Below are 23029 nucleotides of genomic sequence, written 5' to 3'. Positions count from 1 at the left end.
AAGGACACCGATGATGGCTGCCGCGCGGCATGAATCCTCCGGCACACCAGTTCATTCGAATCGGGACGGGTCGCCGGACTACCGCCCCGATTCCACCCGCACCACCAGACCACACGCCGGAGAGTCCCTCGAGGACACCCGCAATTGGCCCGGTCTGGTGCTCGCCGGCATTGGAATCATCATGGTGGCGCTGACTTTGACCGCCGCGGGGTACGGGTTCGAGGGCTGGGCCGTACTCGGAGCGATCGTCAGCGTGCTGTGCCTGGGCATCGGCGCGGCGCTCATGGTGATCGAACACCGACGCATCAAGGCCCTCGAAGGCGAGGAATCCCATGACCGTTCGTAACCGGACCGCCAAGAACACCGCCCGCGCGCTGCTCGCCGCCGGGCTCATCGCCGCCGCGGCGGCCTGCAACACCAGCACCGAAACCACGGTTCCCGGAACAACTCCCACCGACGGCGGCGGCATCCTGACCTCCCCGGGCGCACCGACCATCTCCGCCGGCGCCGCGGCGCAACTGTGCGACATGATGCGCCCGGAGATCACCACCTGGCGCGATCAGGGGGTGGCCCTGGGCAAGGTCGCGTTCAACGGCACGGTGCAGAACTGGGCCGCCCGCAACAACGGCATCAATGCCGCCATTCTGCGCGACAAGGAGGTTGTGGACCAGGTGACCACCATCCAGTGCCCGGACGTCCGCCAGGAGGCCCTGCAGGCCCTGCAGATCGACAGCCTGGCCGACGCCCTGGCCGGATTCTGAGGTGAGAACCATGCGCAGAGTTCAGTGTCTCGCGGCGGCGCGGTCGTTCGCGGCAGCGGCGGCCTTCGCGCTCGCGCTCGGCGTGCTCTCCGGCTGCGACAAGGCCGAGGAGATCGTGAACAAGGGTGGCGACACTCCCTGTAGTGAATTCCGTCAGCAGGACTCCGAAAAGCAGAAGATAACTGTCCGCAAATTCCTGGAACAGGAGCAGAACACCACCACCGAGCCCGGCGCCGATACCGTCGACGCGGCCATCCTGACCATCGGACTCATGTGTGAAGCGCAGGCCAATCCCGAAACGCCGATCAAGGAGGCGGATCTCACCGGGATTCTGGTTCCGAAATAGCTCCGGCGGATCCGGCACGGCGTCTCTTACGGAGGTGCCGTGCAAACTTTTGGCATCCCGAAAACCCTGGTCCCCCTACATATTCGAGGTTGCAGATGTACTTGCATCTGCGCACAGCACGGTCATAGACTCATCGTGCAAGGCACCAATAGGGGACAACCAGAGAGCCGTGCGGTGAATCACCGGCGATTCCACGCCGTCGGTTTGCCGTCGGCCTGGCGTCAGGGGCGTTCGAATGAACCAGCCAATCAACCTCAGCCGACTCGGGTTTGCCGACAGAAACCAGCCGGACCAAACCTATTCGCGAGAGACGGCAACCGCTTTCGTAATCCGCCAGGTCGAATCCACTGGAGCGGCCACTCGGTACGATTTCGATATCGAAAGGATCGTCACCACAGCGCATGCCATGGTGAACGATTGGGATCTACACATGATGCAGCCCGAGGCGTTCTGGCGAATCGCCTCCAGCTTCATTCGGCAGTAGGTATCCGAACCTGAGGTTCACATACCGAAGGCCGCCGTTGATCGCGGCGGCCATTTCGGTGTTCGGGGCTCGCGGTTCCCAGCTGCGTTGCCTCCGTGCGCATTTCATGCAGCACTGTTAATTTCACGCAGCACATGCGAGACGCGGCGGAGCCCCGCAGGGCTCCCACCGCGAATCACAACGCGTCGGCGATTTCCTTCAGCTTGGCGCGGGAACGCTCCGGCGGCTCCGCCTGCACACTCAGCTGATCCATCACCTGTCGATACAGTTCCAGGTCCTGGCGGCGATCCAGGTACAGCGCACTCGTCAGCTGCTCCAGGTACACGATGTCGGGCAGCTCGGGCTCCGCGAAACGCAGCATGGTGAACGAACTTCCGGCCGCCGCGTGCCCGCCCGCCGCATAGGGCAGCACCTGAATGGTGACATTGGGCAGCAGGGACATGTCGATCAAATGCATGATCTGCGCACGCAATACGGTCGCGCCGCCGATCGGCCGGTGCAGCACGGCTTCGTCGAGCACGGCCCAGAAGCTCGGTGCGCCTTCGCGAGTCAGCAATTCCTGCCGGCGCCGCCGGAGCGACACCCGCCGCTCACTGTCCGCGTCGTGCCCCAACGCGACAATGGACCGTGCGTAGTCGACTGTCTGCAGCAGGCCCGGAATGAGCTGGCCCTCATAGGTGCGAATGGATTTGGCCGCGTGCTCGAGCCCCAGGTAGGTCTCGAACCATTGCGGCAGCAGGTCGCTGAACTGATGCCACCAGCCGGGTTGATTAGCTCGGCGCACGAGTTCGAGAATCTTGTCGCGCTCGCCGGGATCGTCAACGCCGTACAGCGTCAACAGATCCCGGATATCGCGCTCCTTGAATCCGGTGCGCCCGAGTTCCAGGCGACTGATCTTGGCATGGGAACCGCGGATGTGTTCACCTGCGGCTTCCCTGGTGATATTCCGTTCTTCCCGCAACTTTCGTAGCTGGCTGCCTACTGCGATCCGCAGGGCAGTCGGGCCACGTTCGGCGACAGCAAGATCCGCCCGACCGTGGGCAACAGGGTCTGCGATCATGAGGGGTCCACTCCGATGCTCGGTTTGCCGGCAGTGGACCACAACAACCGCACGTCGCGAACCACCGCGCCGATTGCCAATGCTACCGCTCAGCGTGCCAAGTCGTCGAACTCTCCGGACTTCGCGCCGCGCAGGAATGCATCGATCTCAGGGCGGGTGTAGATGAGGACCGAACCTTCCGGATCCCGCGAGTTGCGCATGGCCACGTGGCCGTTCGCGAGCTCCGCCACTTCCACGCAGTTACCACTGGGGTTACTGAAAGTGCTCTTGCGCCAAGACAGTTCCGAGCGGTCGATCCGGGTTGCCGATGTGTCAGTCATTTCAGACTCCTTGCCAGTACCGCCCGCAGACGGTGGTCCAGGTACTTGCAAATGTTCCTGCAGATGTTCTTACAGTTGCAACCGCAACATGAACGATAGCACGTAGGTAGCCCCGCATCGATGGCAGTTATCCTGCATATCCTTTGCAACACAACAGCATTGATCTTGGTGCGCTGATCACCACTGCGAATGTGCAAACATTACCGGACATTTCGTACCGGTAGGTCTTCTTTGCCGATAGCGACCATGGGATATACCCATCCCGGAGCCAACTATGAGCGAATCAGGTAGCGTCACGTGACCGGCACACACACCCCTGGCGTCACAGGGGCAGCGCCTCTGGTGTCACAATCGCCCCGAAAAGGACGAAACCCTCCTCGACACGGGGAAATTCTCCGGCCGACACGTCGTATCGACCGTGCAGATGCACTTGCATCTGCACGATTCACGGCCATAAACTCGGTGCACTCACCATCCACCCCCGGCCAGAGGCATCCCATGACACAGATGCTCGCCCCCCGCACCGATACTTCCGGTGACGATTGCGCCGTCGAACCACGCGGCCTCACCTATCGCAGTGCCCGGGCCATCCTGCACGCACACGATCAGCACTTCGCCTGCCGGCAGTATCTAGCCGCCATCGCGTACCTGTCCGCCGACAACGACGTCGATTAGCCGGGGCAAAATTCCTTGCGCGCCAGCGCATGAGGCGGGTACCCCGGAAGAGGAACCCCCTCCTGCGGAAGAGCGCCGAGATGCTTATTACTACAGCCATCAGCACGACAGACTTCCTGGCACAGGTCTTCAACCCGGATCCCGAGACGCCCCCGGTAGCGGACAAGCTCCTGCGGCTGGTCCGCTATTTCACCTGGTTCGTGCTGCTCTCGGGCGTCCTTGCCATCACCTACGCGGGCGGCCGCTTCGCCTGGGAGAAGTGGAGCGGTAGCGCACTGCAAGCTCCCAAGCAGGTGGCCGGCGCACTCGTGGGCGGAATCATCGCGACGAGTGCGGGCACCATCATGAATGCGGCCATCGGCCTATAGCTTTCGGCAGGGCTCAGCTAGGCGGTGGCGGCGTGCGGCGCCGCCTCGCCGAGTTCCTCGAGGCCGATGAGTTCGCCGAAGCGCGCGACCACCTTCTGGTGGTACATGCCGAACAGATCCTCGAACAGCGCCAGCTGCGCCTGGCTCGGTCCGCCGTCGGATTCCCACACCGCGGCCAGCGTCCGCCACACCAGCACGTGCAGATCCGGCGAGGCCGCGAAATACGATTCGACCGCCTCCGGCACCTCGAGGACCATCTCGCCGATGGAGTTGAGCACCGCGCGCTGCACCGAATGTCCCAGGGCGGTCAGCAGTTTGCGCAGCAGGCCCAGTTCGATGCGGAGCATGGCCGACGGGTCCGGGCTCGCGCCACGCGCGAGGGCCTCCAGCTCGTCGATGTCCGACTTGAGCTCCGAGACTTCGGCGCCGCGCTCACCGGCGGTATAGGCCAGCAGCGCCTCGAGTGCGATGCCGCGCTCCTCGTCGACGATATTGGAGAACATCTCCATCGCGAGCTCGGGCGCCGGCATGGACAGCCGGAACAGCCGGCGGTACACATCCACGCCGCCCTCGGCGCGCACATCGCGGATCACGAAGCCCTTGCCGCGGTAGGCGTCCACGAAGCCGTAGGACTCCAGCCGGCCCAGAATCAATTGCGCCGTAGCGCGATTGAGCTCGAACTCGTCCGCGACCTGGCGAACGGACGGCATCAGTCCACCGGGCGCGTACTGCCCGGATGCCACACGACGCGCCAGTTCATCGGCAACGTCGGCGACGACCGTCCGGTCTCCCATCACGGCACCTCTCCACAGAATTTGTACTACGTCCCAGACAGTGTATGTGGTTGTTGGATCAACCGCACAAGTCTCGGGTCATGCGGTCATTCTCACTTGTCGGCGAGTAAACGCGAGACGGTGACGAAGCGATAGCCTTCGGCCCGTAATCCGGCCGCTATGCGGGGAATCGCCGCCAGCGACGGGTCGCCGGCGGGATACATGGCGTGCAGCAGAATGATCGATCCGGGGCGCACTCGCGCCAGTGTCTCGGCCACGATCTCGTCGGCGGTGGCGGACTTTCCCGAATCGGGTTCCACATCCCACATGACGGTGGTCCGGTCGTGGTCGGACAGATATCGAGGCAGGGCGAAGAGCTTCTTGCCGTTCGGCGGGCGGAAGGTGATCGGGCCCCGATAGCCGGTCTCGGCGATCTCGGCGTCGGTGCGCTCGACTTCGTCCCGTACGGTGGCGGGACCGACCAGGACCATGCGGCGATGGTTGTAGGTGTGATTGCCGATCTCGTGCCCGGCGCGGGCGATGGCGGCGCCCTGTTCGGGGTGGGCGGCCAGCTCACTGCCGATGAGATAGAAGGTGGCGGGAATGCCGGCGTCGGCCAGCGCCTGCAAGATCTGCGGGGTGCGCTCGGTGGGACCGTCGTCGAGGGTCAGCGCCACCACCTTCTCGGTGGTCTCGACGCGCGCGACGATTCGCCCGGCGACCTGATAGGTGCGCGAATTCATCAGCACGTACAGGCCCCAGCAGGTCAGGATGGCCACCACCACGGCAAGCGCGGTGCCGATGAGCAGCCTGCGGCCGCTGAGCTTGCGTTTCATATCGTTCCTACGCGTCGTCCCCGTCCGAGCCGGCGCGTTCGAGGTCGGCGGCCCAGCGTTCCGACCACTGCCATACGGGCGCCAGGGCGAGGGCGAGTTCCCTTCCGGCCGTGGTCATTTCATATGACTTGTCGGGTTTCTTGGTCAAGACCCCTGTCTCGACCAGACGTTGCAGCCGCACCGACAGCATGCTCGATGAACAGTTGCCCATTCGGCGGCGCAATTCCAGGAAGCCGAGCGGACCCGGCTCGAGCTCCCACACGATCCGCAGCATCCAGCGCTGCCCGAGCAGCTCCATGGTGGCGAGCTTCGGGGCGGTCGCCGCATCCGCGCGACCCGTCGACGGCCGGTTTGCACTTCTCATTTCGAACCACCATATTGGTTCTAAATCAGAAGCACTCAGGAGGGTGGAGATCCCGTATGACCAACGACTCCCGCACGCCATCACGAATCGTGTTGATCACCGGCGCTTCTCGCGGCATCGGCGCGGACACCGCCCGGGTGCTCGCGGCGCGCGGCGACCACGTCGTCATCAACTTCCGCGAGAAGCGCAAGCGCGCCGAGGTATTGATGGCCGAGATCCGGGCCGCCGGTGGCAGCGCCTCCATCGCCGGGGCCGACATCTCCGATCCCGGCAGTGCCCACGCGCTCGTGGACACGGTTGTCGCTGAGTTCGGCCGCCTGGATGTCCTGGTGCTCAACGCTTCCGGCGGCCTGGAACGCGATGCCGCCCCCGACTACGCCATGCTCCTCAACCGCGACGCGCAGACCCGCCTGGCCCGGCTGGCGCTCCCCCACCTACCCGCGGGTGGCCGCATCGTCTTCGTCACCAGTCACCAGGCGCACTTCTCCCCCGTGCGCCCGGCTCCCGCCGGCTACGAACCCATCGCGGCCAGCAAGCGCGCGGGCGAGGATGCCCTGCGCGCGCTGATCCCCGAATTCACCGACCGCGCAGTCAATTTCACCGTCGTCTCCGGCGACATGATCGACGGCACCATCATCGTGCGCCTGCTGGAACGCCGCGACCCCGACGCCGTGGCAGGCCGCCGCGACCAGGGCACGCTGCCCACGGTCGAGGAGTTCGCCACCGCCGTCGCCGACGCCACCACCCTCCCCACCGAACCCGGCCACACCGTCTATGTGGGCGGCGCGGACTTCCTCACCACTTCCGAACACACGAGCGCAGTTTCCTAACCCACGCCGAATCGGTACCGTGCGCGAGGCTGCACGCCGGCTCAGCGAGCTTCGGCCGCGAGACCGATACCGAGTCCGACCAGCACTGCCGCCAATACGCGTTCGATTCGCTGACGAATGCCGGTGCGCCGCAGCCAGTTCCCGGCCCGGTCGGCCGCCAGCACGACGCCCACGCACCAGGCGGTATCGATCACGAGCTGCACCGCGGCGAGCACGACCACCGTCATCAGCACCGGGCCCTCCGACGGCAGGAACTGCGGAAGGATCGTCAGCCCGAACACCGCCGCCTTGGGGTTGGCCGCGATGGACACCAGCGACGCTCGGAAGGCCGACCCCGGCGTCCGCCCACTCGGCAGCACCGAGGTCAGCGCCGCCCCGAATCCGTCGTCACCGCGCGCTCCACGCCACGCCTGCACACCCAGCCAGATCAGCACCGCCGCGCCGAGAATGTGCACGCCCACACTCAGCACCCGGTTGGCCACCAGCAGCGCGGACAGCCCCGCTCCGCCCGCGAGCGTCCACCCGAACACGCCGATCTCGTTCCCCGCCACGGCCGCCAGCCCCGCCGCGCGGCCATCCCGCACCGACCGCTGCAGGAACAACGCGGTGGCCGGACCGGGAATCGCGGCCAGCACGAGACACGCGAGCATGAATGCGGGCAGGACGGATACGACGTGCGGCATGCCCCGATGCTCTCACGCACGCCAACCCCCCAACCAGGCAATATCTTCACCCAGCCGCCGACCGGGGCTGCCCCTGGAACCCCCGGCCTCGCACACCGATCATGATGTTTGTATCCGCTCGAGTGGGTACTTCCGCGGCGAGGAGGGCCGGTCGATGGTCGATGATGTCGAGAAACGGTGGAACGATCCGCCCACGTTTCGGCGGGCCGCGCGGTACGTCATTGCTGTCATCGCGCTCACCGGGATCGTGATGGCTGCGGCGCTGGTATGGGCGGCGTCGCGGCAGGAGTGCCTGGATGCCGAGAACATGCGGTGCGATACCGCGTCGCGGCTGGTGGTCGGGCTGGGGCCCGCATTGGTCTTGCTGGGCGGCGGGATCGTCGCGTTCGTGATCACTTTCCGCCAGTGGCGCGGCGGCAAGCCGTGGCCGATCTGGCAGGGGGCCGGGTGGTTTCTGTTCACGTTGATGGTGATGTATCTGGCGGTGGCGGGCGGCACGGGATAGCGGCTGCCGGGTTCATCGCACCGGGCAGCGCGCCGCGTCCTCGGCGGAATTGTCGTGGTGGTCGTAGGGGGTGCCGCGGATGCCGACGCGGGCTGCGAGGAATTCGGCTACGGCGGTGGCACGCTGTTCGAACGGATCCATGTGGCGGGCACGGCGATTCATGCGGCGGGCGGCGCCCGGTAGTCGATCGTCGAGGGCTCTCAGGTGCACTCCGGCGGTCGCTGCGATACCGACCAATGGCACCAGCGGGCGGAGCGGAACCGCACGCAGTGGCGTATCGGTGAGCAGGCTGCGCACCAGGGGCTCGCTGCTGTAGTACGCCATGGCGGCGAACAACGGTGCGGTGGCCGCGATTTGCAGGCGGCCCAGGGCGGTGCGGTCGGTGAAGCGGCGGGTGGCGGCGGTGGCCATGGTGGCCGTCCATTCGGGGGCGACGCCGGCGGTGGCGACCATGTAGTCGGCCATCTCCATGCCCTCGCGAGCGGAACGCGGAATGAGTTCGGGGGCGACGCCGAAGTAGTGGGCGATGCCCGACCAGTAGTGCATGACGGCGTCGAGGTCGGCGGTGCCGCAGCGGCGGCCGTGCACATAGTCGAAGCAGATGGGGTTGAGGGCGAAGGTGACGGCGGCGCCCATGGTGGTGGCATTGGAGATGGGGTTGCCGTGCACGGCGAAATGGGCTGCGCCCCAGCGGCGGCGGAGCATGGCGCGGACCTGGGCGTGCATGAGGCGCACGCGAATGGTGTCGGCGAAGATCGGGTTCCGGCGTTCGAGGGCTCGAGGGGCGGTGACATTGCGGAACCAGGCGGTGGTCTCGAGATTGCGGCGGTAGGGGTCGTCGACGAACCGGCCGGTCGCGCCGGTGGCGGAGGCGACCTCCGCGCCGACGAAAGTGCCCATGAAGTCCTGGATGCCCATGGCGAGCTTGCCCGCGGTGGAGACATTGATCCAGCGGCGGCGGCCGTACTCCCACAGGTCCGGATCCAGCCAATCGGGTGGATTGTCCAGGTGGGTGCAGAGATTCACCAGTTCCGGGGTCGGGTCGGTGACGCTGTCGATGCCGTGTGCGAGAGCCTCGTTCAGCTGGCGGCGGCCCTTGGTCACGCCGATGCGCTGGAAGGATTCGACCACCGCGTCCATGGGTTCATCGCCCTGCCACAGGTGGTCGGCCATGAGCCGGGTGCGCGGGGTGTCGACGGGTTCGAGCCGCACGTCGATCCATGGGCCCAGCATGGCTTTTCGGGGTTCGAACCAGAGTTCGGAGGGAACGGCGCGCGGTGGCGGCGGGCGCAGCGGCATGCCGGGACGGTAGTAATAGTCGTACGGATGCCTGCCGGTGGCGGTGTTCTCGGTGAGTGGCTGCATGACTGTCAGAAACCTGTCAGTTGGCGGAATTTGGTGACCGCGTCCGCGCCGGGATCGGCGTGGACCGGGCAGTAGTGTTTGGGTTCGTCGCGGTGTTCCGGTGCGGGCCAGAGCAATTCGGGCGCTTCTGGCGGCGGCATCCAGTCGGCCCGTTTCCCGGCGGCGCGGCGGCGGCCGGCGCGGATGCGCGGGAAGAAGTATTTGACCTCATCGGGGGTCACGCGATTCATAGCCGACAGGGTCCGGCACAGGCGGTCGAACAGCCATTGATCACGGCCGGTCCAGGTGAAACCCATGGTCTCGCGGATGACGGGATCGCACAGTCCGATGGTGACGAACTTGTAGAAGCGCGCGCCCGCGGGCCGGATCATCCACTCCCACAGCGGCTCCGGAATGCGGCGCAGCACCGGGAACGGCGGCACCGGCGCGGTGTCGGTGAGGTGGTAGACATCCCAGGCGGCGGTGGTGGGCTCGAGCGTGCGGCACATATCGCGCCAGTAGCGCCGGAATTCGGGCCAGCTGCCCGGCACCACCCGCATGCTCACGCCGTACATCTCGTACCACTGGTAGTGCTCGCGCCACAGCTGCTCGCGTTCGGCCGCGCTCAGCCCGCCCATGAAAAGCTCGGCCGCACGCAGGGTTTGCACGAAGAACACGGCATGCGCCCAATAGAACGTGCCGGGATCCAGTGCGGAATACCGCCGGCCCTGCGCGTCCACGCCTTTGATGGTGCGGTGGTAGCCCACGATCTCGCGCGCGGTCTGCCGGGCGCGCGGGCCGTCGAAGATCACCCCGACAATCGGATACGCCGACCGCAGAACGCGTTGATAGAACTCGTCTTTGATCTCGGAGTGGAATTCCACCCCCGCCCCGAGCCCGGGATGCATGTTCTGCACCATGCCCAGGAACAATCCGGTCGGGGCGAAATAGAGGGACCCGAATATTTTCCACGTCAGGGAATCCGGGCCGAGCGGCACCGGTTCCGCATGGGGCTCGCGCGCCGTTGCGCTGTATGACACCATGACCTCAGGCTGACACGAATATTTACTCGCGTTCAATTCGCGTTCGAGAGTGCGGCGGGACCGATATGCCATCGAAACGACAGACCCCGAAAACGGCTGTCCCAGCCCGGAAAACGGCTGCCACCGCACCTCGCAAAGCCGCGACCGCACCGCAGCCCCTGCGTCGCACGCCCCGGCAGGAGCGGTCGCGCGCCATGGTGGCGCGAATCGTGGACGCGGGGCAGCGGGTGCTCATAACGCACGGGTACGACGGCGCTTCCACCAATCGGATCGCCGAAGCGGCGGGTATCAGCCCCGGCTCGCTGTACCAGTATTTCCCGAACAAGGACGCCGTGGTGGCGGCGGTGATCGAGCGCTACACCGGCGAGGTGGCGGACCGGGTGCGCGCGCGGGTGCTGGCGAATCTGGCGAGGGATCCGGAAGTGGCGGTGCCGGAGACCATTTCGGAACTCCTGGATGCTCTCGGCAATGACCGCGAGCTGCTGCGCGCGGTGGTGGAGCAGACGCCGCGGCTGTCCGCCGGGACGACGGTGCTCGCCTTCGAACAGCAGATCGGCGAGCTGGCGCTGGTGGCCTTGACCATGCGCGCGGGGCTGTATTTTTCCCAGGGGCTCCGCCCCCGGACCCCGGGAATCGGGGGCGCTGCCCCCGGCCCCCGTTACGGGGCGGGGGTGGATTTCGAGTCTGCCTCGTGGATGCTGGTGCGGGTGGTCGAGCATCTCACCATCCGGTATCTGCTGGACGGGCCGCCCATTCCGCGTGAACGCTTTGTCGCCGATATCAGCCGGTTGGTGCTCAATTACTTCCGGGAACCGCCGACGCGAGCCGAACGCGAATAGTCTGACCGGTTGGTCGATATCGGGCCGGGCGGGTCACGAGATCGCGGCGGCCGGCCGGGCGGGCAAAGCTAGCAGCAGGTCGACGGCGCGCGCCGCGCTCTGGGCGGCGCTCTCCATGGTGGCCGACCAATCGGTGCGGGTCCAGTCGCCCGCCAGCACCAGGGTGGGTATCGAGGTGCGCTGTCCGGGGCGCAGACCGTCGGTGCCGACCACCTGGGAGAAGGTGGCGCGCGGCATCGGAACCACCTGGGCGTGCACCACTTTCGCGTCGCGCGCGGCCGGATAGTAGCGGCGCAGCAGGGCCATCTGCTCATCGACGACCTCGTGGCCGGGCTTGTGGATCTGGTCGTAGGCGCCGCTGGTGGTGAGGCAGTAGAGCCAGCCGTTCTCGGTGCGGCGACCGTGCATGCGCTGCCGATCGAAGACCTCGTCGATGACGCCGGCGCCGCCGATGAGGGCCTCCATGGCGCCCTCGGTGCCGAGCGGACGGTCCAGGTACAGGTTGGTGCTGACGATCGGCGTGTAACCCAATTTGTCCGCGGCCGAATAAATCTCGTCATGCTCGGGCAGTTCGTCGAGCAGGCCGCCGATATTCGAGTTCGGCACCGCGCACACCACCGCGTCGGCGGGCACCACAGCACCGTCGGCCAACAGCACACCGGTAACGGCGCCATCGGTGATGAGGATGCGCCGCGCCACCGCCCGGTGTTCCACCCGAACCCCGCAGCGGTCGAACACTTTCTGCGCACCGCTGACGAACAGGGTGTCGAGATCGGTGGTGGGATAGCCGATGGTGACCGGCCGCAAATGCTTGACGCCCAGGCGAATTCCGGTCGCCATCACATCGGCGAACACCTTGGCCGACTCCTGGCGCACCGGTTCGGCGGCGATACCGAGCGCCAGCCAATCCCACAGCGCCTCACGCGCTTTCGCGGGCATGCCGAGCCGCTGGAACCACTGCTCGGTGGTGAGCTCGGGCAGATCGGCGGGCTGGTTCAAACACTCCCACCCCATGCGCACGGTGGCGACGGCGGCCCGCACCCGGTCGGCGGCGCTCGCCTCCGGATGCGCACCCACCAGGGCACGCAGCGCACCGAACCCCTTGGTGCCCATGATCGTTGTGCGCCCGCCCGGCCACCGCAGCACCCCGCGATGCGGGAAGGCCACATACTGCCGGGTGCCCACGCTGGTCAGATACCGGAACAGGTGGTCGTACCCGCTGGCGATCACGTGCTGCCCGTTGTCCGGAAGATCATGCAGCGGAGGCACTTCCAGCGCGTGCGTGCGCCCGCCGAGCCGCCCCCGCCGCTCCAGCAGCGTCACCTGCTTCCCTGCCTCGGCCAGCCACACCGCCGACGCCAGGCCCGCAAGCCCACCACCGATCACCACATACCGTCGCGGGTCTCTCATAGCGCGCTCCCAGCCGTGACCTACATCTGGCAAGGTATCGCGCCCGATCCCCCGCGTCCCCGATTCCACTGAAACCGAGCAGGATTCGCGCGGTCCTGCCACGGAGGGAAGCAGCACGCACAGCCCGCTGCCCACCGATGAGGCAGCAGCGCCGGGGCCGCCTCGCGAAATCGCAATCCGCACCTCAGGTCTGGGTCGCCGAATGCAAAACGCGGTGGCGGCCGCCAGACAGGCGACCACCACCGCGTGGGTGTGCGAACTGCCGTTTCTACGAGACCTTTTCGGCCGCCGTGGCATGTTTGCGGGCCAGCAGCGGGTAGCCCGCGCAGACCAGGACGCCCCAGACCAGGCCGACCACGAGGGCTGTGCGGCCGCCCTCGGTGAAGAACAGCAGCACGACGACCAGGGCCAGGAAGGCCAGGGCCAGGACGCTGGTCACCGGCGCGCCGGGGAGGCGGTAGTCGCTGGCGGGGAGCTGCCCGGCCTTGACGCGGGCGCGGTAGAGCATGTGGCACACCAGGATCACGCCCCACACGAAGATGATGCCCATGGTGGAGACCGAGGTGACGTAGTTGAACGCCTTCTCCGGGGAGAAGTAGTTGACCGCCACGCCGATCACCATGACGGCCGCGGACACCGCGATGCCGGTGGCGGGGACGTGCCGGCTGCTCATGGAACCCAGGGCGGCGGGCGCCTCGTCGCGCTGGGCGAGGCTGCGCAGCATGCGGCCGGTGGAGTAGATGCCGGAGTTGCAGGAGGACAGCGCCGCCGTCAGCAGCACGAAGTTGATGATGGCCGCCGCGCCCGGAATGCCGATCTGCTCGAACACCTCCACGAAGGGGCTGCGCCCGGCGTGGAAGTTCCGCCAGCTCGACACCGACATGATGACGATGAGCGCGCCCACGTAGAACAGGCCGATGCGGAAGGGCAGGGTGTTGATCGCCTTGCGCAGGGTGTTCTTGGGGTCGCGGGCCTCGCCCGCGGTGACGCCGACCAGCTCCACGCCGACGTAGGCGAACACCACGATCTGCAGCGCCATGAGCGCCTGCCCGAAGCCGTTGGGGAAGACGCCGCCGTCGGCCCACAGGTTGGTGACGGTCGGGTTGGTGGCGTGCCCGAAGTGGAAGATGAGCACGCCCAGGCCGATGACGATCATGGCCAGGATCGCGACCACCTTGATGGCCGAGAACCAGAACTCGCCCTCGCCGAAGAGCTTCACCGACACCAGGTTGGCCACGAACATGATGCCCAGCACCACGAGCGCGGTCACCCACTGCGGGATGTCGAACCAGTACTGCACGTACTTGCCGGCCACGGTGATCTCGGCCATGCAGGTGCTCACCCACACCGCCCAGTACGTCCAGCCGGTCGCGAAGCCTGCGAAGCGGCCCAGGAACTCATTGGCGTATTCAGCGAAGCTGCCGGTCACCGGGCGATAGGTGAGCAGTTCACCCAGCGCCCGCATGATGACGAAGATGGCCAGACCGGCCGCGAGATAGGCCAGGATGAGCGCCGGGCCCGCCTGTTCGATGGCGCCGCCCGCGCCGTAGAACAGCCCGGTGCCGATGGCGCCGCCGATGGCGATCATCTGGATGGTGCGCGGCGACAGTCCCCGGGAGTAGCCCTCGTCCACGGGTGCCGCGCCCGGCGTCGCCGGTGCCTGCCTTTCAGAGGCTGTCATGCAAGTGTTCCTCTCACGTGCGTGTGGCTCACGCGTCCGGCCGTCGTGGGCGGAGGTGCGCGAGCCGCGCCGAGCTTGCCGGCGGGTTGCCGAGCTCGAGCCAACGGCGTGTCACGCTACCGGAGACGTAGCGGCGGTCACAGTGGCAGCCGCACCTGTTGCGTCACACGGCAACCGGCGGGCTAGCGATCGGTGCCGTCGTCGACCAGTTCCAGCCCGGTGACGACATCGGTTTCGATGCGGATGACGTGGTCGGTGGCGAGGGTGATCCAGGGGTCCAGCAGGGAGTCGTAGCGGCGCACCTGTTCGAGGTCGGTGACCACGCGCGCGACGCCGGTGACGATGACGCTCCAGCCGCGCCGGGTGTGCTCGTCGAAGCTGTCGGCCTCGTAGGCGACGACCTGTCCGTCGCCGCGCAGCAGACCGGCGCCGAGGTGGGCGCGCACCACCACGGTGTCGTCGTCGACAATGTGATTGACCGGCCGGATGATGGGAAGTCCGCGGCGCGAGTACACGATTCGGCCATAGTGGGCGCTCGCGAGTCGCTTCAGTGAATCGACAGCAGAAAGCGCGCGCAGCTTTCGTGCCCCATCGCCGCCCATTCCTCCGATTGTGGTCGATCTGTTCGGAATAAGCCAATTGTGTTGCAGCTCTGCTTCTCCCAGGGGCTCTGCTATTCCCAGGGGCTCTGCTACTCCCAGGGGCTCCGCCCCCGGACCCCCAGAATCGGGGCGCTGCCCCCGGCCCCCGTTACGGGGCGTGTCCCCGGTGGGCATGGCTCCGTCAGGCTCCACGGGTCGGCGGCACTTGCACTTCCGCAGGAATCTTGTCTGTACGCAATCCTTTCCAGCTGGGCATGCGCAGGCGCGCACCGGCGAATTCGCGATACTCGATCTCTCCGACCAGGATCGGCTGCACCCAGTGCCAGCCCGCCGCTGCGGCTTCGACCGGCGGGTCGGCGAAAGGGCTTGCCGAGGTTTCGATTTCGTCGAGGGCGGCGCGGATGGCACGGCGTGCGGCCTGGGTGAAGCCGGTGCCCGCCAGGCCGATGAAGACGAAGCCGCCGGTCTCGTCGTGTGCGCCGAGGACCAGGGAGCCGAAGGTGGCTCCGAAGCCGCCGGCGCCGGGGGTCCAGCCCGCGACGACGGCTTCGGTATTGGCGCGCAGGGGCGTTTTGATCCAGGCCGGGGAGCGGCGGCCGGGCAGGTACAGCGAATCGGTTCGTTTGGAAACGATGCCTTCCAGGTGATGATCCGCCGCGACCTTCAGCAACTTTTCAGCTTCCACCCCGATCCAGTGCGGCGGGGCCGAGATCGGGGATTCGAAGGCGAGCTCGGCCAGCCGCCGCCGCCTTTCGAGATACGGCTCGGCCATGATGTCGCGATCGTCCTGTACGAGCAGATCGAAGGCGAACATGCGCACCGGCACCTCGGCGATCAACCCCGCGCCGGGACGGGCCACATGCATGCGGCGCTGCAACAGCCCGAAGGAGGGCGCGCTGTGCTCGTCGAGCGCCACGATCTCACCGTCGAGAATCAGAGATCCCTTGCCCGGCAATACCTTCAGCGCCTGCACCAGCTCCGGATAGGAGGGCCCCGCAGGCTTGCCGCTGCGGCCGTAGAGCGCACACTCGCCGCCCTCGCGCACAGCGATGACGCGCACCCCGTCCCATTTCATCTCCACCGCCCAGCCCGGCCCGTCCGGCGGCGCTCCGGCGACCGCCAGCATGGGCGCCGGAACGGGGCGGCGGGCGGCGGCCACGGCGGGCCGCTACCCGTGCCGACAATCGGGCAATGGGGACACGCCCCGGAGTTTGCCGATCGATTGCCAGCATGGGCAGGAGGCTCGCCGCAGGCAACGGAGTCGTTATTGCCCGCGCCCCGACGGAACCCCGGTGGGATACCGCGGGGCCGGGTACCGCCTCCGCGCTACTTGGCGGAGACGCCCTGCTGACGAATGACGTCGAGCATTTCGCCGTGGGTGAGTTCCGATGTCACGGTGATGGTCTCCGAACCCTTGTCCACGGAGACGCCGCTGACCGAATCCATACCGCGCAGCGCGCGCTCGGCGATATCGGATTCACTGGAGAAATTGGGCAATTCGAACGTGTAGGTCGACATACCGCCGCAATACACCGCGGCCGGCCTCCCAAACACCGGCGACCCGGCAGCATCACCCGCACCAGACTCGCCGTGAGCCGGTCGCGACCCGCCGTCCTGCGGGTTTGGCGGTTCGAACTCCGGGAATCGCCACCCTATGTTCACCATCATCGGGCTCATCGCTCTTCTCGTGGCTGTGGCCGTGGGGGTGGCCGGAGTTCAGGCCAACACCGGGGACAGCAACGCATTGACCAACGGCTTCACCGTGTTCGACCACACCTATCACGGGTCGTCGGGCACGTTGTTCGCCTACGGAATCCTGGTCGGGGCCATCGGCACCTGCGGGCTCATCATGCTGCTCGCGGGAGCGTGGACCACCTCGCGGCGGGGCGTCGTCGCCCGCCGCGAGCTGAAGCAGTCGCGGCGTGAGATGGCCGCGGCGAGAAAGGAACTCGCCAAACCCGCCCCGGCCGCCACAGCGCCGCCCAAACACGCCGCACCAGCGGCGACGTCGAAGAAGGCGGATCCACCCAAGGCGGAGGCCCCCAAGGCGGCTGCACAGAAGCCCACCTGGTCGTTCAACCGATTCCTGCACAAGCCCTCGGGCCCGCAGGCCGAAAAGGTCGCCAAATAGCCCTGTTTCCCTCAGCCCCGTCCCCTACCAGCACTACTGAAAACCGCTCTACAAGGAATTAGTCATGATCGTTCTCGGTTTGATCCTGCTCGTCGTCGGCTGGCTGCTCGGCATCCCGCTGCTCACCACCCTCGGCATCATCGTGCTCGTCATCGGCCTGATCTTCCTGCTGCTCGGCTACGCCGGGCGCCCGATCGGCGGCCGACGGCACTACTACTGACGGTTACCGCCGACGCCCTCCCAGGCAGCGTGACCGCCCGGCACCGCGTCCGATAGCGTCGCCCGTATGACGGTGACGGTGCTTGTTCCGGATGAGTACGGTGTCGCGGCGGTCTCGCGTGTCGAGGGGGCGCGGGCGCTGCGGTTCACCCTGGGTGAGCCGTTGCCCGCCGGGGCGGACGAGGCCGAGATTCTCGTGCCGGGGTTCCTGGTGGGACCGCACGCGGTCGAAATGACCTGGGCGCTGCCGAAATTGCGGTACATCCAGTTGCTCACCGCGGGGGCCGAGCACTGGGTGGGCAGGGTGCCCGAAGGGGTGCTGCTGTCCATCGCGCGGGGTGCGCACGGGGCCAGCACCGCCGAGTGGGCGGTGACCGGATTGCTGAGCGTGTATCGCGAGTTCACCGGTTTCGCGGTGGCGCAGCGGGAGCACCGCTGGACGCAGCATCAGACGGATACATTGCAGGGCAAGCGGATTCTGATCGTCGGCGCGGGTGATCTGGCGGCGCAGACGCGGCGCATGCTCGAGCCGTTCGACACCGAGGTGGTCGTGGTCGGCACGCATGCGCGCGGGGATATCCGCGGCATCGGCGAACTGCCCACGCTGCTGGGCGATTTCGATGCGGTGATCCTCATGGTGCCGGTGACCTCACAGACGGTCGGCCTGGTCGATGCGGAGTTCCTCTCGCGCATGGCCGACGGCGCGATCCTGGTGAATGCCGCGCGCGGGCCGATCGTGCGCACCGATGATCTGCTGGCCGAACTCACCAGGGGCCGGCTGCGCGCGATCCTCGATGTCACCGATCCCGAACCGCTGCCTGCCGATCATCCGCTCTGGGATGCCCCCGGCCTGCTGCTCACCCCGCATGTCGGCGGCAGCAGTCGCGGCAGCCTGGAACGCGCCTGGACCGTGGCCATCTCCGAAATCGAGCGGTATCTGGGCGACGAGCAGCCACGCAATATCGTGCACGGCGAATACTGAGCGCCCCAACAGCTCCGGGTCCGAGTGCAGGGACCCTGCCAAGCACTCCGACGGTCCGTGGCCGAAGCCGCTGCCGGTCCCCTTCGGGGGTCCGGGGGCGGAGCCCCTGGGGTTCAAATCAGAGCGTGTCCTTGCCGATCGGCCGGTTCATCAGCCGCCATTCGCGATCCCAGCGCGCATTGCGGCGGGCGTCGAGGACCGCTCCGGTCAGCCACACCGTGGCCGCGGCGGCACACCAGGTTTCGACCAGCACCGCCAGTCCGGTGCCGATGCCCTCGGAGGCCGCGGCCCCCGGCCGGGCGGGGGCGGTGGTGGGCTGACCGTCGTGCCCGATCCACAGCGCCACCTCGGCGCCCACCTGCTGCGGCCCGGTGACATCGATGGTGGCGGTGCCGCTGTGCCCGTCGTGATTCCATTGCACCGCAGCCTGATACCGGTCCTGGTCGACCCCGTACCGCCCGGCCTCCAGCAATTTCTCGGTCTCCGCCGATACGGTCGCGACGACCCGCGCCTTCCCGGTGTCCTCGGCGGCGATGCGCGCCGCCGCCCCCGTGTAACTGACGGTGCCCAGCGCCCCCGACACCGGCACCGCGACGGCCACCGCCGTCACCGCCAGTGCCCGCACCAGCACCTCGCATCGATCCGAGACACGCATCAACGGATTGGGATTCCACGGACGCACCCGCCACAGGCGCATCAGCAGGGAAGAACTCGTCGACACCTGGACCGCCTCTCTCCACGGCGCCGCTGGCACAGATTACATCGGTAGCAGTACCCACTCCGTTGCGTATCGAAAAGCGGTATGTCCAGCGCTTATCGAATCGTGCCGACCCTGCCGCCGGTTCGCGCGCTATGGTGCGGCGGTGAATACCGCTGAGATCGTCGACCGCGGCAGCACCATCATGGAGAGGCTGACCACCACGCAGACGCCGCCGCCGTGGGAGCTGGTGGTGGGGACGGGTGTGCTCGCGCTGCTACTGGTGGTGTTCCGGCCGACGTGGCGGATTCTGCGCAATGCGGTGACGGTCGCGCACGAGGGCGGGCATGCGTTCACGGCGCTGCTGACGGGGCGGCGTCTCAACAGCATCCGATTGCATTCGGACACTTCCGGTCTCACGGTGTCGAGTGGGAAACCGTATGGGCTGGGCATGATTCTGACCATGGCGGCGGGTTATCCGGCGCCGGCGCTGCTGGGGCTGGGGTATGCGGCGCTGCTGGGGGCGCATCGGATCACGCTCATGCTGTGGTTGACGATTCTGCTGCTGGCGGCGCTGCTGCTGAAGGTGCGCAATCTGTACGGGTTGCTGTCGGTGTTCGTGATCGGGGGCGTGATCTTCGCGGTGTCGTGGTTCGGCACCGATACCGCGCAGTCGGCGCTGGCGTATCTGGCGGCGTGGTTCCTGTTGCTGGCGGCGGTGCGGCCGGTGCTGGAGTTGCAGCGCAATCGGGCGCACGAACCGAATTCGGATGCCGATCAGCTGGCTCGGCTCACGCGGATTCCGGGATTGCTGTGGGTGCTGTTGTTCGGGGCGATCGCACTGTGCGCGCTGGTGTTCGGGGCGCGGCTGCTGCTGGCGGATGTGACGGGGGTGTGCGTGCCGCCGCTGACGCACAGCACGTGCGCGCCGTCCACACCGTGAGTGCGAACCCGAGATGTGAGTCGCTGCAACCCTTCTGGCGAACCCCCGCTAACATTCGCACTGCACCGTCCGGGTGATCGGGAACACGCGGACATCCGGGGCCGAGAAGTGCGCTGTTCGATCAGTGCGGTGTTCGATCAATGAGAAGTTGAGGGGTTTGGGATGGACAGACCGGCGTGGGCACCCGAGGGCGTGGATATGACCCAGGCGAGCCCGGCGCGCATGTACGACGCGCTGCTGGGCGGCTCGCACAATTTCGAGATCGACCGGCGGGCAGCGGAAATGGGGAAGTCCCTGGTCCCTGACCTGCCGCGGGTGGCGTTGAGCAATCGGGCGTTCCTGCGGCGGGCGGTGCGGTTCCTGGCGGACGCGGGCGTGCGGCAGTTCCTCGATGTGGGATCGGGCATTCCGACCGCGGGGAATGTGCACGAGGTGGCGCAGGAGATCGATCCGTCGATCCGGGTGCTCTACGTGGATATCGATCCGGTGGCGGTCGCGCACGCGCGGGCCATCCTGGCCGGCAACGACCGGGCCACCGCGGTGGAGGCCGATCTGCGCAAGCCCGCCGATCTGCTGGAGCGGGTGCGCGAGACCGGGCTCATCGATTTCGAGCAACCGGTCGGCGTGCTGATGTTCGCGGTGCTGCATCTGCTCGGTGACGAGGACCGGCCCGGCGAGGTCGTGTCGGCCCTGCACGCGGCGGTGCCGTCGGGCAGCTGGCTCGCGCTGTCGCATCTGACCTCCTCCACGCGTCCGGAGGATGCGGCGAAGCTCGGCGCGAACGCCGCCAATGAAAGCAAGATCGGTATTCACTTCCGCGCCCAGGACGCGATCACCGCCTTCTTCGACGGCTGGGATCTGGTGGAGCCGGGTGTGGTCGAGTTGCCGTCGTGGCGTCCGGAGACCGGCGACGACACCTACGAAACGCAAGGCCGTTCACTGGGTTTGGCGGGCGTCGCCCGGAAGGGCTGATCCGGCAGGGCATTCCGAGGAGGGGGTAGAGGTGGGTGCAGCGGAGCTGGCGCGGCGCTGGGCAGCCATGCTCGACGGTTCCGTCGCGCCCACCCTCACCCGCGCCGAGGTCGAGCGGCTGCTGACGCCCGTCAGCGCCGATCTCATTGCGGCCGTTCGCGGCACCGGCGACCCGGCGGCCGCCCGCGGCGCCGCCAGGGCGCTGCTGGCCGCGAACTACCGCGACCCGCTGGCCGTGCACCGCTCCGTGCTGGTGTTGTGCCGGGATCTGGTGGAGGCCGTCTGCGCCGATCCCGGGTGCCCCGACTACGGGCCCGTCCGCGACCGCGCCATCGAGGTGGCAGCCGAGTTCGCCGCGACCTTCACCGCGGGCCTGCGCACGACGGCGCTCGCCGAACAGGAAGCGACCATCTCGGCCGCCATCACCGCGGCCCGCGACGCGGAGGCCCGCCGGCAGCTGTCCGAGGCCCGCTTCCGTGCCATCTTCGAAGGCGCGTCGGTGGGCATCGGCACCGTCGACATCACCACCGGCCGGGTGGTGGACGTGAACAATGCCATGGCCGAAGCACTCGGCGTCCCAGCCGATTCCATGCCCGGCCGCACCGTCGCCGACATTCTCGGCCCCGCCAATATGGGCGCGGCGTTCGACCATTTCCAACGCCTGCTATCGGGCGAGATCGACCGCTTCCGCATGGAGACCCTGCACACTCGCCCCGACCAGAGCACCACCGTCGTGGACCTGTCCATGACGGTGGTGCGAGACACCACCGGCCACCCCCGCTTCCTGGTGGGCGTCACCGTGGACGTCACCGAACGCAAACAGCTGGCCGACCGCCTCTGGCACGACGCCCACCACGACTCCCTGACGGGCCTGCCCAACCGCCTGCTGTTCTTCAACCGCCTCACCGCGGCCACCGGCCAGGTGGGTGTCTGCTACCTGGACCTGGACGGATTCAAGGAAATCAACGACCAGCGTGGCCACACCGCGGGCGACCAGGTCCTGCGAGACGTGGCCCACCGCCTCCGCGCCGCCCTCCCCCCGACCGGCACCGCCGCTCGCCTGGGCGGCGACGAGTTCATCATCCTCCTCGAAAACTGTTCCAGCGAGGAGGAATTGGCTGCCCTATCGGACACCCTGCTGGAATCCCTCTCCGCTCCCTTCGAAGTAGCAGGACTCTCGCTCCCCGTGGGCGCCAGCATCGGCACCGCACTGGTGGACACCCGCTCCACCGCCATCGACGAACTCATGCACGTGGTGGACACCGCGATGTACCGCAACAAGGCCACCCGCCACCGCCGCTGACGCAGCGGCTCTCGTGCTCAGATCACGTAGGGCACCAGGGCTTTTCGGTTGGCGGGGTAGTCGGTGAACTTCTCGCGGTACCAACGGTGGGTGGCGAAGGCCCGGGGGACGAGGTTGCCGAAGGTGATGAGGAAGATGACCACGCCGGGCAGTGCCCAGGTCAGCAGGGCGAAGCCGGCCCAGGCGATCAACTCGCCCAGGTAGGTGGGGCTGGTGACGTAGTTGAAGCCGAGGCCGTGGGGGATCTTGTATTCGGTGGCGCCGGGATTGTGCTTGTCGCGGAGGTTGCGGACTATGCGTTCGGAGGTCACCAGGAGGGTGAAGCCGCAGAGGTAGACGGCCAGGCCGAGCAGGAAGCGCGGGTCGGTGAGCCAGTCGGTACCGTACTGGCCGAGGTAGTCGTGGCTGAAGAGGGCGCCGTTGAGGTAGCCGTGCAGTGCGGTGACGAACATGCCCATGGCCAGGACGGAGATGTTGAAACTGCTTGTTTTGCCGGGGACTTGGCGAATGTTGAGGGGGAAGAACCAGCCGCGGTTGCCATAGTGGAGAATCCAGATGGCCGCCAGGACCAGGGATGTGGGTTCGAAGCGGTTGGGGCCGGACAGGTAGGCGATGGCGAACACCACGGTGGCCGGGATTTCCATCAGCCACCAGCCGAGCTTCGGGTTGAGGTTGAGGCCCAGTTTGGCGGTGGCGAACCGGCCGTACGGGCTTTGGCCGAACAAGCCGCCTATCAGCACGAAGGCGGCGAAGCCGAAGGCGATCGTCAAGACGGTGTCGTAGGTGGTGTTGCCGGTGTACCAGTTCATACGTGGTCCTTCACTGAAAAAACTAGAACACGTTCTACCACGGCGCGCG

Annotated in this window: 30 protein-coding genes; 15 read left to right on the top strand and 15 right to left on the bottom strand. The window is 67.2% G+C overall.

Features of this window, described 5'->3' with window-relative positions; translation table 11 throughout:
- Positions 1-10 precede the first annotated feature (10 nt).
- The 4 genes from H0264_RS19520 (at position 11) to H0264_RS19505 (ending at position 1591) form a co-directional block, all read left to right on the top strand.
- Positions 11-346 (top strand): hypothetical protein, encoded by a 336-nt coding sequence (locus H0264_RS19520; RefSeq protein WP_420831978.1) that lies wholly within the window; start codon positions 11-13, stop codon positions 344-346.
- Positions 333-761, top strand: a complete 429-nt coding sequence (locus tag H0264_RS19515) for a hypothetical protein (RefSeq protein WP_181578869.1) — start codon at positions 333-335, stop codon at positions 759-761. Before H0264_RS19520 ends, H0264_RS19515 begins: the two co-directional genes overlap by 14 nt.
- A gap of 10 nt (positions 762-771) precedes the next feature.
- Positions 772-1107 carry a hypothetical protein gene (locus tag H0264_RS19510; RefSeq protein WP_181578868.1) on the top strand — a complete coding sequence of 112 codons (336 nt, stop codon included), beginning with the start codon at positions 772-774 and terminating at the stop codon, positions 1105-1107.
- 235 nt (positions 1108-1342) lie between these two features.
- Positions 1343-1591 (top strand): hypothetical protein, encoded by a 249-nt coding sequence (locus H0264_RS19505; RefSeq protein WP_181578867.1) that lies wholly within the window; start codon positions 1343-1345, stop codon positions 1589-1591.
- Between the two features lie 175 nt (positions 1592-1766).
- On the opposite strand, the gene H0264_RS19500 is transcribed toward H0264_RS19505, so the two are convergent.
- Entirely contained in the window at positions 1767-2651 is an 885-nt protein-coding gene (locus tag H0264_RS19500; protein WP_181578866.1) for a helix-turn-helix domain-containing protein, read from the bottom strand.
- An 89-nt stretch (positions 2652-2740) separates the two neighbouring features.
- Positions 2741-2971, bottom strand: coding sequence for a DUF397 domain-containing protein (locus tag H0264_RS19495; RefSeq protein ID WP_181578865.1), 231 nt, complete (start codon positions 2969-2971; stop codon positions 2741-2743).
- 498 nt (positions 2972-3469) lie between these two features.
- Between H0264_RS19495 and H0264_RS19490 the strand changes: the two genes are divergently transcribed.
- Complete coding sequence (locus H0264_RS19490) at positions 3470-3646, top strand: hypothetical protein (RefSeq protein ID WP_181586136.1); 177 nt, start codon at positions 3470-3472, stop codon at positions 3644-3646.
- A gap of 80 nt (positions 3647-3726) precedes the next feature.
- Positions 3727-4014: a hypothetical protein gene (locus H0264_RS19485; protein WP_181578864.1), complete on the top strand. Its 288-nt coding sequence runs from the start codon at positions 3727-3729 to the stop codon at positions 4012-4014.
- 17 nt (positions 4015-4031) lie between these two features.
- Here the strand turns inward: H0264_RS19485 and H0264_RS19480 are convergent, their stop codons facing one another.
- The 3 genes from H0264_RS19480 to H0264_RS19470 all read right to left on the bottom strand — a co-directional run bounded on the left by H0264_RS19480 (position 4032) and on the right by H0264_RS19470 (position 5987).
- The gene (locus H0264_RS19480; RefSeq protein ID WP_181578863.1) at positions 4032-4808 is read right to left on the bottom strand and encodes a GntR family transcriptional regulator; all 777 of its coding nucleotides are present in this window, start codon (positions 4806-4808) and stop codon (positions 4032-4034) included.
- Between the two features lie 92 nt (positions 4809-4900).
- Positions 4901-5623, bottom strand: coding sequence for a polysaccharide deacetylase family protein (locus tag H0264_RS19475; protein WP_181578862.1), 723 nt, complete (start codon positions 5621-5623; stop codon positions 4901-4903).
- Between the two features lie 7 nt (positions 5624-5630).
- Positions 5631-5987 (bottom strand): winged helix-turn-helix transcriptional regulator, encoded by a 357-nt coding sequence (locus tag H0264_RS19470; RefSeq protein ID WP_231086202.1) that lies wholly within the window; start codon positions 5985-5987, stop codon positions 5631-5633.
- Between the two features lie 56 nt (positions 5988-6043).
- Between H0264_RS19470 and H0264_RS19465 the strand changes: the two genes are divergently transcribed.
- The gene (locus H0264_RS19465) at positions 6044-6817 is read left to right on the top strand and encodes an SDR family oxidoreductase (RefSeq protein WP_181578861.1); all 774 of its coding nucleotides are present in this window, start codon (positions 6044-6046) and stop codon (positions 6815-6817) included.
- Between the two features lie 41 nt (positions 6818-6858).
- Here H0264_RS19465 and H0264_RS19460 read toward each other — a convergent pair whose 3' ends face one another.
- Complete coding sequence (locus H0264_RS19460) at positions 6859-7500, bottom strand: LysE family translocator (protein WP_181578860.1); 642 nt, start codon at positions 7498-7500, stop codon at positions 6859-6861.
- A gap of 154 nt (positions 7501-7654) precedes the next feature.
- On the opposite strand from H0264_RS19460, the gene H0264_RS19455 reads away from it, so the two are divergent.
- Positions 7655-8005, top strand: coding sequence for a hypothetical protein (locus H0264_RS19455; protein WP_181578859.1), 351 nt, complete (start codon positions 7655-7657; stop codon positions 8003-8005).
- Positions 8006-8017: 12 nt separating this feature from the next.
- Here H0264_RS19455 and H0264_RS19450 read toward each other — a convergent pair whose 3' ends face one another.
- Complete coding sequence (locus H0264_RS19450) at positions 8018-9370, bottom strand: oxygenase MpaB family protein (RefSeq protein WP_181578858.1); 1353 nt, start codon at positions 9368-9370, stop codon at positions 8018-8020.
- A gap of 5 nt (positions 9371-9375) precedes the next feature.
- Positions 9376-10392 (bottom strand): oxygenase MpaB family protein, encoded by a 1017-nt coding sequence (locus tag H0264_RS19445; RefSeq protein WP_181578857.1) that lies wholly within the window; start codon positions 10390-10392, stop codon positions 9376-9378.
- Positions 10393-10586: 194 nt separating this feature from the next.
- Here H0264_RS19445 and H0264_RS19440 point away from each other — a divergent pair, with 194 nt between their 5' ends.
- On the top strand, positions 10587-11231 hold the full coding sequence (locus tag H0264_RS19440) for a TetR/AcrR family transcriptional regulator (RefSeq protein ID WP_181578856.1): 645 nt from the start codon (positions 10587-10589) through the stop codon (positions 11229-11231).
- A gap of 33 nt (positions 11232-11264) precedes the next feature.
- On the opposite strand, the gene H0264_RS19435 is transcribed toward H0264_RS19440, so the two are convergent.
- The 5 genes from H0264_RS19435 to H0264_RS19415 form a co-directional block, all read right to left on the bottom strand.
- The gene (locus H0264_RS19435; RefSeq protein ID WP_181578855.1) at positions 11265-12641 is read right to left on the bottom strand and encodes a hydroxysqualene dehydroxylase; all 1377 of its coding nucleotides are present in this window, start codon (positions 12639-12641) and stop codon (positions 11265-11267) included.
- Positions 12642-12909: 268 nt separating this feature from the next.
- Positions 12910-14322, bottom strand: a complete 1413-nt coding sequence (locus H0264_RS19430; protein WP_181578854.1) for an amino acid permease — start codon at positions 14320-14322, stop codon at positions 12910-12912.
- Between the two features lie 182 nt (positions 14323-14504).
- On the bottom strand, positions 14505-14924 hold the full coding sequence (locus tag H0264_RS19425; protein WP_181578853.1) for a pyridoxamine 5'-phosphate oxidase family protein: 420 nt from the start codon (positions 14922-14924) through the stop codon (positions 14505-14507).
- Between the two features lie 181 nt (positions 14925-15105).
- On the bottom strand, positions 15106-16083 hold the full coding sequence (ligD, locus tag H0264_RS19420) for a non-homologous end-joining DNA ligase (RefSeq protein WP_244975878.1): 978 nt from the start codon (positions 16081-16083) through the stop codon (positions 15106-15108).
- Positions 16084-16250: 167 nt separating this feature from the next.
- Positions 16251-16442, bottom strand: a complete 192-nt coding sequence (locus tag H0264_RS19415; RefSeq protein ID WP_181578852.1) for a hypothetical protein — start codon at positions 16440-16442, stop codon at positions 16251-16253.
- A gap of 136 nt (positions 16443-16578) precedes the next feature.
- On the opposite strand from H0264_RS19415, the gene H0264_RS19410 reads away from it, so the two are divergent.
- From H0264_RS19410 to H0264_RS19400, 3 genes are all read left to right on the top strand, one after another.
- Positions 16579-17055 (top strand): hypothetical protein, encoded by a 477-nt coding sequence (locus tag H0264_RS19410; protein WP_181578851.1) that lies wholly within the window; start codon positions 16579-16581, stop codon positions 17053-17055.
- A 64-nt stretch (positions 17056-17119) separates the two neighbouring features.
- Positions 17120-17275, top strand: coding sequence for a DUF6131 family protein (locus H0264_RS19405; RefSeq protein ID WP_181578850.1), 156 nt, complete (start codon positions 17120-17122; stop codon positions 17273-17275).
- A gap of 66 nt (positions 17276-17341) precedes the next feature.
- Complete coding sequence (locus tag H0264_RS19400) at positions 17342-18256, top strand: 2-hydroxyacid dehydrogenase (protein ID WP_181578849.1); 915 nt, start codon at positions 17342-17344, stop codon at positions 18254-18256.
- A 118-nt stretch (positions 18257-18374) separates the two neighbouring features.
- Here the strand turns inward: H0264_RS19400 and H0264_RS19395 are convergent, their stop codons facing one another.
- Positions 18375-18977: an Rv1733c family protein gene (locus H0264_RS19395; protein ID WP_181578848.1), complete on the bottom strand. Its 603-nt coding sequence runs from the start codon at positions 18975-18977 to the stop codon at positions 18375-18377.
- A 142-nt stretch (positions 18978-19119) separates the two neighbouring features.
- On the opposite strand from H0264_RS19395, the gene H0264_RS19390 reads away from it, so the two are divergent.
- From H0264_RS19390 to H0264_RS19380, 3 genes are all read left to right on the top strand, one after another.
- Complete coding sequence (locus H0264_RS19390) at positions 19120-19896, top strand: M50 family metallopeptidase (protein WP_231086221.1); 777 nt, start codon at positions 19120-19122, stop codon at positions 19894-19896.
- A 162-nt stretch (positions 19897-20058) separates the two neighbouring features.
- The gene (locus tag H0264_RS19385; RefSeq protein ID WP_181578847.1) at positions 20059-20868 is read left to right on the top strand and encodes an SAM-dependent methyltransferase; all 810 of its coding nucleotides are present in this window, start codon (positions 20059-20061) and stop codon (positions 20866-20868) included.
- Positions 20869-20899: 31 nt separating this feature from the next.
- Positions 20900-22171, top strand: a complete 1272-nt coding sequence (locus H0264_RS19380; protein WP_181578846.1) for a sensor domain-containing diguanylate cyclase — start codon at positions 20900-20902, stop codon at positions 22169-22171.
- A 17-nt stretch (positions 22172-22188) separates the two neighbouring features.
- On the opposite strand, the gene H0264_RS19375 is transcribed toward H0264_RS19380, so the two are convergent.
- Positions 22189-22980 (bottom strand): phosphatidylethanolamine N-methyltransferase family domain-containing protein, encoded by a 792-nt coding sequence (locus H0264_RS19375; protein WP_181578845.1) that lies wholly within the window; start codon positions 22978-22980, stop codon positions 22189-22191.
- Positions 22981-23029 lie beyond the last annotated feature (49 nt).

It is taken from the genome of Nocardia huaxiensis, from assembly GCF_013744875.1.
GTDB classification, from domain to species: domain Bacteria; phylum Actinomycetota; class Actinomycetes; order Mycobacteriales; family Mycobacteriaceae; genus Nocardia; species Nocardia huaxiensis.
Note: the sequence above shows the minus strand (reverse complement) of the source record. Positions and strands in the feature narration are given on the sequence as shown.

Coding starts and splice junctions, on each gene's coding strand:
- H0264_RS19415 (WP_181578852.1), bottom strand. CDS start 16,442: ATGTCGACCTACACGTTCGAATTGCCCAATTTCTCCAGTGAATCCGAT.
- H0264_RS19430 (WP_181578854.1), bottom strand. CDS start 14,322: ATGACAGCCTCTGAAAGGCAGGCACCGGCGACGCCGGGCGCGGCACCC.
- H0264_RS19385 (WP_181578847.1), top strand. CDS start 20,059: ATGGACAGACCGGCGTGGGCACCCGAGGGCGTGGATATGACCCAGGCG.
- H0264_RS19485 (WP_181578864.1), top strand. CDS start 3,727: ATGCTTATTACTACAGCCATCAGCACGACAGACTTCCTGGCACAGGTC.
- H0264_RS19500 (WP_181578866.1), bottom strand. CDS start 2,651: ATGATCGCAGACCCTGTTGCCCACGGTCGGGCGGATCTTGCTGTCGCC.
- H0264_RS19475 (WP_181578862.1), bottom strand. CDS start 5,623: ATGAAACGCAAGCTCAGCGGCCGCAGGCTGCTCATCGGCACCGCGCTT.
- H0264_RS19435 (WP_181578855.1), bottom strand. CDS start 12,641: ATGAGAGACCCGCGACGGTATGTGGTGATCGGTGGTGGGCTTGCGGGC.
- H0264_RS19495 (WP_181578865.1), bottom strand. CDS start 2,971: ATGACTGACACATCGGCAACCCGGATCGACCGCTCGGAACTGTCTTGG.
- H0264_RS19490 (WP_181586136.1), top strand. CDS start 3,470: ATGACACAGATGCTCGCCCCCCGCACCGATACTTCCGGTGACGATTGC.
- H0264_RS19445 (WP_181578857.1), bottom strand. CDS start 10,392: ATGGTGTCATACAGCGCAACGGCGCGCGAGCCCCATGCGGAACCGGTG.
- H0264_RS19455 (WP_181578859.1), top strand. CDS start 7,655: ATGGTCGATGATGTCGAGAAACGGTGGAACGATCCGCCCACGTTTCGG.
- H0264_RS19400 (WP_181578849.1), top strand. CDS start 17,342: ATGACGGTGACGGTGCTTGTTCCGGATGAGTACGGTGTCGCGGCGGTC.
- H0264_RS19440 (WP_181578856.1), top strand. CDS start 10,587: ATGGTGGCGCGAATCGTGGACGCGGGGCAGCGGGTGCTCATAACGCAC.
- H0264_RS19510 (WP_181578868.1), top strand. CDS start 772: ATGCGCAGAGTTCAGTGTCTCGCGGCGGCGCGGTCGTTCGCGGCAGCG.
- H0264_RS19515 (WP_181578869.1), top strand. CDS start 333: ATGACCGTTCGTAACCGGACCGCCAAGAACACCGCCCGCGCGCTGCTC.
- H0264_RS19405 (WP_181578850.1), top strand. CDS start 17,120: ATGATCGTTCTCGGTTTGATCCTGCTCGTCGTCGGCTGGCTGCTCGGC.
- H0264_RS19450 (WP_181578858.1), bottom strand. CDS start 9,370: ATGCAGCCACTCACCGAGAACACCGCCACCGGCAGGCATCCGTACGAC.
- H0264_RS19505 (WP_181578867.1), top strand. CDS start 1,343: ATGAACCAGCCAATCAACCTCAGCCGACTCGGGTTTGCCGACAGAAAC.
- H0264_RS19460 (WP_181578860.1), bottom strand. CDS start 7,500: ATGCCGCACGTCGTATCCGTCCTGCCCGCATTCATGCTCGCGTGTCTC.
- H0264_RS19375 (WP_181578845.1), bottom strand. CDS start 22,980: ATGAACTGGTACACCGGCAACACCACCTACGACACCGTCTTGACGATC.
- H0264_RS19520 (WP_420831978.1), top strand. CDS start 11: ATGATGGCTGCCGCGCGGCATGAATCCTCCGGCACACCAGTTCATTCG.
- H0264_RS19465 (WP_181578861.1), top strand. CDS start 6,044: ATGACCAACGACTCCCGCACGCCATCACGAATCGTGTTGATCACCGGC.
- H0264_RS19425 (WP_181578853.1), bottom strand. CDS start 14,924: ATGGGCGGCGATGGGGCACGAAAGCTGCGCGCGCTTTCTGCTGTCGAT.
- H0264_RS19410 (WP_181578851.1), top strand. CDS start 16,579: ATGTTCACCATCATCGGGCTCATCGCTCTTCTCGTGGCTGTGGCCGTG.
- H0264_RS19480 (WP_181578863.1), bottom strand. CDS start 4,808: ATGGGAGACCGGACGGTCGTCGCCGACGTTGCCGATGAACTGGCGCGT.
- H0264_RS19470 (WP_231086202.1), bottom strand. CDS start 5,987: ATGAGAAGTGCAAACCGGCCGTCGACGGGTCGCGCGGATGCGGCGACC.